Source organism: Coleofasciculus sp. E1-EBD-02 (assembly GCF_040218245.1).
In the GTDB taxonomy this organism is placed as follows: Bacteria; Cyanobacteriota; Cyanobacteriia; order Cyanobacteriales; family Coleofasciculaceae; genus Coleofasciculus.
Genome location: NZ_JAVJQN010000240.1, coordinates 19,939 through 30,402 on the forward strand (window position 1 = coordinate 19,939; position 10,464 = coordinate 30,402).

General features: G+C 45.3%; 5 protein-coding genes. 2 read left to right on the forward strand and 3 right to left on the reverse strand.

Features of this window, described 5'->3' with window-relative positions:
- Position 1: 1 nt before the first annotated feature.
- Positions 2–5,008 carry a PAS domain S-box protein gene (locus RIC07_RS35470; protein WP_446398606.1) on the reverse strand — a complete coding sequence of 1,669 codons (5,007 nt, stop codon included), beginning with the start codon at positions 5,006–5,008 and terminating at the stop codon, positions 2–4.
- A 79-nt stretch (positions 5,009–5,087) separates the two neighbouring features.
- Positions 5,088–6,140, reverse strand: coding sequence for a YihY/virulence factor BrkB family protein (locus RIC07_RS35475; protein ID WP_446398607.1), 1,053 nt, complete (start codon positions 6,138–6,140; stop codon positions 5,088–5,090).
- A 166-nt stretch (positions 6,141–6,306) separates the two neighbouring features.
- On the opposite strand from RIC07_RS35475, the gene RIC07_RS35480 reads away from it, so the two are divergent.
- Positions 6,307–7,494 carry a sensor histidine kinase gene (locus tag RIC07_RS35480; protein ID WP_446398608.1) on the forward strand — a complete coding sequence of 396 codons (1,188 nt, stop codon included), beginning with the start codon at positions 6,307–6,309 and terminating at the stop codon, positions 7,492–7,494.
- 10 nt (positions 7,495–7,504) lie between these two features.
- Here RIC07_RS35480 and RIC07_RS35485 read toward each other — a convergent pair whose 3' ends face one another.
- Positions 7,505–8,857, reverse strand: a complete 1,353-nt coding sequence (locus RIC07_RS35485; RefSeq protein WP_446398609.1) for an aromatic ring-hydroxylating dioxygenase subunit alpha — start codon at positions 8,855–8,857, stop codon at positions 7,505–7,507.
- 380 nt (positions 8,858–9,237) lie between these two features.
- Here RIC07_RS35485 and RIC07_RS35490 point away from each other — a divergent pair, with 380 nt between their 5' ends.
- A complete protein-coding gene (locus RIC07_RS35490; RefSeq protein ID WP_446398610.1) occupies positions 9,238–10,440 on the forward strand; it encodes an RNA-guided endonuclease InsQ/TnpB family protein in 1,203 nt (400 codons plus the stop codon).
- Positions 10,441–10,464 lie beyond the last annotated feature (24 nt).

A 10,464-nucleotide genomic window follows, 5' to 3' on the forward strand; every position in this document is an offset into this window, starting at 1 on the left:
TTCATAATTCAGACTCCTTACTTACCCAAGGTTCGGTAATATCGAGTAATCGTTCAAACTGAAAATCATGAGCCAAGTAGGTTAGAGTCTTGGCTAAGGTTTTATCCTGATCCTGGATTTTATTAATCAAGCTTAACATCTCCTCAAAATCCCCCTCAAGGGTAGCTTGGTGCAACGAGGCTAACCAATCAGTAGGCAACATAGCCAAATCATCCGATGTTAAGACAACTGTCTCCGTTGGCATAGACGTTTCCTCTGGTTCATCATAGATAAAGCTGATTCCCAGATGTTGGTTTATGGCTGCAAACAAATCAGATTCGTGAAACGGTTTGGCAATGAAATCCGCGCAACCCACCTCTAAGGCTTTTAACCGTTCTTCTTCTATTACACTAGCACTTAGGGCAATGATTATGGGTGATGTAGAGACGTTGCATGCAACGTCTCTACACTGTCGAATATGTTGGGTAACAGCGTAGCCATCCATTCCCGGCATCCGCAAATCCATTAAAATTAAATCAGGGTGCCAACTATGCCAAATCTCAATCGCCTCTTCACCATTACTCGCCTCTTGGAGTTCAAAACCCAAGGGATTCAGCAATTGGATTAATAGTTGACGGTTTTCCACTTGATCATCCACAATCAAAATTCGATAGTGGGGTTGATTGGGGGCAAGGGCAATGACGCGACAGGACGACTTTTGGGGTGTACTAGAAATAATATCGGTTTCCTTTGCCTGAATGTTAAACCTAAAGGTTGTCCCCTGCATAACTTGACTGTTAACTGTGATTTCCCCGCCCATAAGTTGGATAAACTTGCGCGTAATCGGCAATCCTAAACCCGTTCCACTCTGGGATTGAACTCCGCTTTGGCTTTGCACAAACGCTTCAAAGATACTCTCTAATTCATCCGCCGCAATACCGCATCCGGTATCTTTAATTTCAAAATGAAGCGTTATTCGTCCGTCGTCATTTATCCGTTGTTGAGTAACAGTTACAACCACACTCCCGGCTGACGTAAATTTAACAGCATTACTCATCAGGTTAATTAAGACTTGGCGTAACTTAATTTCATCGGTTTGTATCGTGGGGGGAACATCAGCCGCGCCGTTAAACCGTAATTGTAAGCCTTTCTCATTTACCTTGAGTCGAAACATATCTTCAACTTCACGCAAAAGATGATGCAGGTTAAACGTAGTTTCATTCAACGTAATACGTCCTGCCTCAATTTTAGATAAATCTAAAACTTGGTTAATTAGCGTCAATAAATGGTTTCCACTATTGTGAATAATCCGTAGGTTGTTTTGGTATTGCTGGGGAAGAGTGACACTATTACTCATCAGTTGAGCAAATCCCAGAATCGCGTTGAGAGGACTTCGCAATTCATGACTCATATTTGCCAGGAATGTGCTTTTTGCCCGATTCGCGGCATCGGCAGCTTCTTTTGCCTCTTGTAAGGCGATTTCAGCTAACTTGCGTTCGGTAATATCGGTATTCGTGCCAATCATACGGATACCTTTCCCTTGGACATCGCGGATGGCTTGTCCCCGGACGACAATCCAACGAATTGAACCGTCTTTGTGCATCATCCGATGTTCCACTCGGTACTCTGAGGTTTCTCCGGCTAAATGTGCCTGGGTTGCGGTTAGGAATGTGGACTGATCATCGGGATGAATCGAGGTGATCCAATGGTTGAAATTATTAGCAATTCCTGTCTCCGTGTAACCGAGAATTGCCTTAATTGTGGGGTCAATATAAAATTCATTCGTCTCTAGATTCCATTCCCAAACCCCCACCTTTGCCGCACGAGTCGCTAACTCATAGCGCTGTTCACTCTCTTGTAAGGCGGCTTCCATTTGTTGGCGTTCGGTGATGTCTGTGGCGGTTCCCAAAAGCTGAGTCACTATACCGTCAGGGGTTCTAGCAAAGGGGGTTTCTCGACCCAAAAGTGTGTGCCATTCTCCATTGGCATCTCTTACCCGATACTCGATTTCAAAGATTTCTCCATCTGCCGCATTTTGGACTTGTTGAAAATAGGCGGGTAATCGGGTTAAATCTTCTGGGTGGATAAGGCTGGGTAGCAGGTTTTCACCCATGGTGTGAATTTGTTCTGGGCTATAGCCCAGAAACGCTGCCATTTCCCGGTTGGCGTAGATATTGCGTTGTTCATTCAGGTCAAAAATATATAAAAGGTTGGGAGAGGCTTCAGCAATCCGTTGAACAAAATTCTGACTCTCTCGTAGTGCAGCTTCGGCTTGTTTGCGTTCGCTAATGTCGCGAATAATGCAAATTCTTTCGCCTCCCGGTAATAATGTGACCGAGACTTCATGGGGAAATGTGCTACCGTCACAGCGTAAACCTTGGGCTTCGGTACGACAATATCCTTGCTGTAATAATAAGGGTACATACTCTTCCAGCAGCCGTTGATATTCGCTAACCTCGTACAGCGTCTGCCAATTTTTACCTAGGAGTTGGGCAGCACTCTCATAACCAAAGATTTGGGCGTGCGCCTGGTTAAGAGAGACATACTCTCCCCGCTGATTCAAAATTGCAATCCCATCGGTAGCGGCTGACATGGCGGCGGCTTGCAACTGTAAGGTTTTCTCAACCTGTTTGCGATCGCTAATATTAAAGCTAGTGCCAATCAGTCTATAAATTCGCGAGTTGCTATCCCGCAGAGGGGTTAAATTAGTAATCCACCAGGTTTCTTGTCCCTGAATCTGTAGGCATTCTTCATAACTCATGCGTTCCCCTGCTGCAACACAGGCATGATACCGTTGAGACACCGCCTGTGCCGTTTCTGGAGTGAACATTTCTTGGGGAGTCTTACCGCTTATTTCTGAGGCGAGAAGACCTGACATCCGTTCATGGGTGGGATTAATACTAACATAACGGAATTCGCCATCTTCGAGAACATCCACGATAGAAACAGCCGCTTCAATCCCGTCATAGATACTCCGTAAAAAGGTTTCTCGTTCTCTCAGGGATTCCTCGGCTTGCTTGCGTTCGGTGATATCCTGAACGACAACCATACCCGCCATAATTTCGCCCGTATCATTTGGCACTGCCCGAGTTTGCACCAGATGAATGCAATTACGATAGGGTATTTCCAGGGTTTGTTCTATCCCCGCCAAAGCATCACGATACAGCGGTTCAACCAGCGCACATTCTGGTTCCGATAAAGCCTCCCAAATTGTTTTTCCTTCTAAGACATTCCGACTATATCCTGAACCTGAATTACCTAAACATTGACCATCCGCCACCAAATAACGCAAATCCTGATCAAACAAGAAAATTGCCCCATTGGGAAAATGTTTTGCCATGGTACGATACAGTTGTTCGCTGTTGCGTAATTCAACTTCTGCTTGCTTGCGATCGCTGATATCAATTGCCGTACCAATCACCTGCTTAACGCTGCCATCTGCAGTTCGGGCGAATACCGTTTCTCGACCAAATAAGGTATGCCATTTCCCTTGGGCATCCTGCATCCGGTACTCTATCTCTAAAATTTCTCCATCCGCCGCCGTCGTCAGCTTTTGCAACTGTTCTGAGACGATAGGGAAGTCATCGGGGTGCAACAAGCCGGAGATAAAATTTTCACCCATGGCTTGAATTTGTTCGGGTGTATAACCCAGAATTGTGGTTATTTCTTGGTTGCTGTAGATATTGCGATTTTCAATCAGATCATAAATATATAAGCAATAGGGTGAAGCCGCCGCAATTTGTTCGATAAAATGTTTACTTTGGCGCAGTTGTTCTTCCGCTTGTTTTTGAGCGCTAATATCAATACTCACACCCACATAGCCGATGGGATTTCCTTGGTGATCTCGAATTAGGGTATTCGTGGCATAAACTGGAAACGTGCTACCATCTTGGCGTTGAACAGTAAATTCCCCCTCCCAATAGCCGTTTTCTTGTACACCCGCTAAAATTTCCTGCGCTAGGGCTTTATCTTGGGGGAGTACGGTAACATCAAGGATTGATTGACCGAGTATGGTTTCTGGATTGAGTTGATATAAATGCTGAGCAAATTGATTGGTATAGATAATGGTTCCGGCTAAATCGGTAGCAATCACAGCATTACAAACTTGATTCAGTAGAGAGGCTTGAAAGGCAATTTGGGCTTCGGCTTGCTTGCGATCGCTAATATCACGGACGATGGAAAGGATCTCCTGGTTACTACAGGGAACAATACGGACTTCATAATCCCGCCATTGATTCTCGATCTGGAGTTGATAGTCGAGTTGTTGCACCTCACCGGATACCAAGCTTTCCTGATAAGCCGCCTTAATTTTCTGGGCTAAGTCTGGAGGGAAAACATCTTCCGGTTTTTTGCCTAAAAAATCCTGGGCTGGGATTAATATCGGGATAGTAGGTGCGGGTTTAAAATCGATAAACGTACCATCCGCCTGGGAACAGAAAATCATATCCGGAATCGCCGCCAATAGCGCCTGATTTCGGGCTTGGCTATGGCGTAATTCTTCGGTTTGTTCCGCCACCTGTTGCTCTAATTTATGATAATAATCGGCTGAAATTTGTTCAGGCTGCTGACGTTCACTGACATCAACAAACGCCGCGATCGCATGAGTCAGAGTTCCCTGACAATCATAGATAGGGGCGCCCCAGGCTTCTACGGAAATTGTGCGATCGCGGTGACGGATTTCCATATCATCAACCCGCACCCGTTTCCCTTGTAACGCTTGCAATAGGGGATGGCGATTCCGGGGATAAAATTCATCAGTTCCCGCCTGATAAATCCGATAGGTTTCAATGAAGTGATCCGCCGTCACTGGCTCAACCACCCCTTGACCCAAAATTTGCTTACCGATTTGATTTACATAGTCAGGTTTCCCATCCGCTTCTGACACAAAAATACCCACAGGTACAGCATCAAGAAGCTGTTTGAGGCGATGTTCACTCTCTTGGAGTTGGGCAATTAATACGGCTTGGTCTCGATTGGCGTGATTGAATCCCTGATTCATTTGATGCAGTTGCGCTATTTTTTGAGTCAAGTCTTGGTCTTAATTATAGCGCCTCCTTCAGATCCCCGACTTCTTGAACAAGTTGGGGATCTCATCTTCAAGTTTAATCCTACTTTTGTTTTTTGTCTAACCCCATTTTTCTGGCGGCATCATGGTAGGTTTTCAACGCTTTAGCCCCTACATTACCTGACTGTTTTTCCTTCGGTGATTTTTCCGAATCCTCTGAATCTCCGGCAGCTTTTTTGAGGGCTTCGGTATGAGCAATTCCTTGCTTTGCCCGATCTGCTTCAGTCAGTTGGATCGCATGTTTATCAGGAACAATGTTTGAGCCAAACTTACTGGCATAAACTTGGGTAAATTCTGCGCCGATAAACAGAATTTGGGCGGAATAGTAAACCCAAGCCAGAAAAATCACTAATGACCCCGCCGCGCCATAAGTTGAGGCAAAACTTCCTCGCCCTAAATACATGCCAATTAAAGACTTACCAATTGTAAAAAGTATGGCAGTGATAATCGCCCCAATCCAGACATCACTCCAGCTAATTTTCACATCCGGGAGAAACTTGTACATCATCGCAAATAGTAGCGTAATGACACCCAGGGAAAGCACCCAATTTAAAAGCGACCAAAGGAATCCTACTCCCAAAAGTAGATCACTGGCGTAATTACTCAACGCCGATAACGCTGCACTGACAATCAGAGACACTAAGAGTAAAAAGCCAATCCCTAGCACAACCGAAAAAGACAATAACCGTTTCTGTAAAAAACCTTTAACCGGGCGTCCAGGTTTCGGTTGTACTCCCCAAACGGTATTCAAAGCATCTTGCAGTTGGGCGAAGACTCCCGATGCACCAAACAGCAGCACGACAATACTGATAATTGAGGCAATACTGCTAACATTTGGTCGATTCGCATTTTGAATCGCCGTTTCAATCACCTTAGCCCCCTCAGTGCCAACTAGCCCTTGAATTTGCTCGACAATCTCCCCTCGTGCGGCTTCCGGACCAAAAATGGAACCCGCGATCGCGATCGCGATAATCAACAACGGTGCCAGGGAGAACACCGTGTAATAGGCTAAGGCGGCGGCTAACCGTGACGCTTTATCCTCTTGCCATTCTTGAATCGTTTCCTTGAACAGTTCTCCAATAACCTTAAATTTCATCACCAATAACTCCGCGAGGGATTTCTATTATCACATTTCAATCATCAATTATTAATCTTTATAAAATCTTAAGGATATAAGCGCAACCCCCCAAAGTTAGAAATTTAGACCTATACTAGATTGCATTCTGCTTACCTTTGGCAATCTCCAATGATCCGGCTCAACCATGGATTTTAGTCAAGAATTACTGAATAAACTGGACTCAATCGTCAACAACTGGGTGGAAGCGGTTCGCCAAGATGGGGAACTGGAGAGTACCTGTGAACTCACCTATAAGGCGGTACTCGATGGTTTACCCTCGGTGCTGCGAGCCATCGCCAAAATCCTTTCTGACTGTGAAAATGGCGCACATCAAACAATTATCGAGAAAAGTCTAGAGCATGGGGTAATCCGAGCCAAACAAGGCTATGATCCCACAGAAGTAGCACGAGAGTACCGGATTCTGCGCCAAATTATCTTTGCTCATTTAGAACCGGCTCTCTTGCAAGGCTCAAGCGCTCAAGTTTTGCAAGCTACCCGGATCATTGATATGGCACTGGATGAAGTGATTGGTCGTTGTTTCAACAGTTATACAGAAGAACGATTGCAGGAGTTAGAAAAATTGCAAAGTCAAGTCAACCTCACCAATCACGAACTCACCCGCTTAGTAGACACTCATCGAGATAATTTAGCCCATTTAGCCCATGATTTGAAAAATCCGCTACAGTCAATTCTAATATCGTCTGATCTATTTCTACGTCAACACAATACCCAAGACACATTTGTCAGTCTGGATCACATTGAGCGGGTACTCAGAAATGGGCGACAACTTTTACACCTGATCAACGATGCTTTAGAAGTCTCTCGTCATGAGGCGGGACAGGTAACATTGCAGCCAGAGGTCATTGATGTCTGCGCGTTGATCGGCAATGTGGTCGATACGTTAACGCCCTCAGCCAGTGAAAAAGACCTAACAATAACGGTAGATTACGAACTAGCGCCGAAGCAAGTTACGACTGATCCCTTGCGACTCGAACAGATTATCACCAATTTGGTCAGTAATGCCATTCGTTACACGGAAACGGGAAGCATTACCATCACCTGCCAGGTTGAGTGTAATAATCAAAATGAGCAATTTAATCATTTTGTGATCGCGATTACCGATACCGGGATTGGTATCGCCCCAGAAGACCAAGCTAAAATTTTTGACCCTTATTTTCGCGGTGGTTCTCGTACTAAACGCTTACCCGATAGTACCGGATTGGGGCTGGCAATTGTGGGGCGGTTGGTGCAACTTTTGCAAGGGGAAATAGAGGTTGACTCTCAGATTAATGTGGGTTCTACCTTTAAAGTAATTTTACCTGTAATCCTCTAAGTTCCCTGATTCAATGAGAGTCTGAATACATTTCAAAGCGATGTTTAAGTTGATTAGCCCCAAGGGTAACAATTAACGCTGCAACTGCCAACAACACGGCTCCCATTTGCATCCCCGAACCATCCGTCAAAATTGCCAACCCTGCTAAAACAATCGCCACGCATACACCCAATTGTTCCACCCGCTGCGAGATCTGATAGGCTCGGTTACAAGAGTGACAAAGTTCAGTATGCAAAAATAACGGCTTCACTGACATTGTATTCAACTGAGCTTCAGGTTTATTGTCCATGCCTTTCGAGGTTAAATACCCGCGATAATAGGGCAAAGACGCCCCAACCCGATCCAGCCATTTACGATATTCCATGGCAAACGTGTCACAGGTTGGAATAGGGGAATAAACCTGTTTCACTGATTGTCCTAACCGTTCAACTTCATTTTGTTGTCCTAACAGTATGGAAATATCCTGAGCCAGAATTTTATTCTGTTTTAGATGAGTCCACCATCTGGGCATCAGCTTCACGGGTTGAGTCACAAAATTGCGATAGGTTCGTGATAAAATTCGACATCTTCCTTTGCTCAAGGGGAATACGTAAAATGCCTGCCCAAAGAACCAGCCTTTATCAGGAATATAAAAGTAAAAATGAGCTAAACTCGGAGCAATAAAATCAAACTTAATCCAGGTTGAGTTTGGTTCTCTTGTATTCCTCGACTGACCCCGAAACCCGTTCACGGAACTCTCAAGGATTTCCATTTCCAAGGGTTGAGCTTTGGCGCGATCGCCCTGATTCCCATGATGGGTAATATGAATATGAGCTGGATCTAACATGTGTTCAAGCACATAGCTGATATCACAAGGCACTTCTGTGAGTTTATCAGAATGGACAAATCCGGGTTTGTCTAATTGAGGGATAGTGGGAATAGTTTGTTCATCCGCCAACTCAGCCGCACCGGGCCAAATCCAAATCAGTCCTTGGCGTTCGACAACTTTATGCGATCGCACGTTAGCATTCACAGGTATTGTCCCATCAGCCGATAACTGGGGAATATGTAAACATTCACCCTCATGACCAAATTGCCATCCGTGGTACAAGCACTCTAGTTTACCGTCGATGATCTGCCCATCGGATAATTTAGCCGCACGATGAGGACAGCGATCGGTTAAACAAATTAATTCCTCTTGGTGTTGGAATATAACGAACGGTTCATCATACAACGAAAAACTATAGGGGCGATCTTTGGGAAAATCTTGACGGAAACAGATAGGATACCAACAATTTCTCCAGTTAAATTCCGATTCAAGTTCTGGTTCAGATAGGGGATTCGTTGATTGGGCTGATTCAGCTTTATGAGGAGCAACTGTCATAGTTAAGACTAAAACGAATTGTTACTTGGCGTGTGGATGAATATTATACAAGAATATTACACAACAATTAAACTAACGTGAACGGTGAAGAACTCGCTGCCCTTGAACAGCAAGCTACGTCATTTGTGATAATTGAACGGTTAGGTCGGGGCGGGTGTAGGGTGCGTTAGCGTAGCGTAACGCACCATTTCAAACGATAGTAGTGAAACCCGCCCCTACATAATCTACCCCATCTCCTCCATCTCCCCCATCTCCCCCATCTTCCCCATCTCCCTCATCTATCTTCGCGGCTTTCCGACCCTCGCTTTCAGCGATGCTTCGAAAGCCGCGTTTTCAAGTCAAGCTGGCACTTTTACAGGAGATGCGGTAGGATGTGAGCTATGACTCAACGCGCCTACCGATACCGTTTTTACCCAACGCCGGAACAAGAACAACTCTTGCGCCGCACGTTGGGTTGCGTTCGTCTGGTTTACAACTTGGCGTTGCATACCCGAACTGAAGGTTGGTACGAAAGACAGGAGCGGATTGACTACAAGCAGACATCCGCCATGCTGACAGATTGGAAAAAGCAAGAAGACTTGCAATTTCTTAATGACGTGAGTTGTGTACCATTGCAGCAAGGATTGAGAAACTTGCAAAAAGCGTTTACCAATTTCTGGGCAGGTCGTGCTAAATACCCCAACTTCTTAAAGTTGCGGAATGGTGGTAGTGCTGAGTTTACTCGTTCTGCCTTTAAGTGGAAGGATGGGCAATTGTGGTTGGCAAAATGTTGTGAACCTCTGTCAATTCGCTGGAGTCGTACCCTTCCAGAAAACTGTGAACCCTCTACGGTTACAGTAAGGTTGGATGCTTCTGGGCGATGGTTTGTCTCTGTGTTGGTTGAGGATTATACGGTCAAATCGCTTCCTAAACTTGATAAAGCTATTGGGATTGATGCAGGCGTTACCTCCTTAATTGCAACCAGTGATGGGGAAAAGATTGCTAATCCAAAGCACTTTAAGCGGCTGAAACGCAAGTTGAGACAAGCTCAAAAGGCATTGTCTGGCAAGGTTAAAGGTTCAAATAATAGGGAAAAGGCTCGGCAGCAGGTTGCTCGAATCCATGCTCAAATTGCCGACGCCCGCAAAGACTTTCTTCACAAGCTAACGACTCGACTGGTACGTGAAAATCAAACGATTGTTGTCGAAGATTTAGCCGTGAAGAATATGATGAAAAACCACAAGTTAGCTCAAGCAATTGCTGACGCAAGCTGGAGCGAACTGGTTAGACAGTTGGAATACAAGTGCCAGTGGTACGGTCGATTGCTGGTTAAGATTGACCGATGGTTTCCCAGCTCTAAGCGCTGTGGACATTGCGGTCACGTCGTTGATAAATTGCCGCTTGATGTCAGAGAGTGGGATTGCCCGGAATGCGGAACTCACCATGACCGAGACATTAATGCCGCCAATAATATTCTAGCCGCAGGGCTTGCGGTGATAGTCTGTGGAGCGAACATAAGACCTGATGGGCATAAGTCCAAAGGGCAGTTGCGAAAAACCTCTCTCGCTAGTCGAAGGGGAAAGAAGCAGAAACCTAAATCGTGAGGTTTAGGAATCCCTCGTCTCCGG

Bases quoted from the DNA above. Each gene is read 5' to 3' on its own strand.
- RIC07_RS35475 (WP_446398607.1), bottom strand. From the start codon at position 6,140: ATGAAATTTAAGGTTATTGGAGAACTGTTCAAGGAAACGATTCAAGAA.
- RIC07_RS35480 (WP_446398608.1), top strand. From the start codon at position 6,307: ATGGATTTTAGTCAAGAATTACTGAATAAACTGGACTCAATCGTCAAC.
- RIC07_RS35485 (WP_446398609.1), bottom strand. From the start codon at position 8,857: ATGACAGTTGCTCCTCATAAAGCTGAATCAGCCCAATCAACGAATCCC.
- RIC07_RS35490 (WP_446398610.1), top strand. From the start codon at position 9,238: ATGACTCAACGCGCCTACCGATACCGTTTTTACCCAACGCCGGAACAA.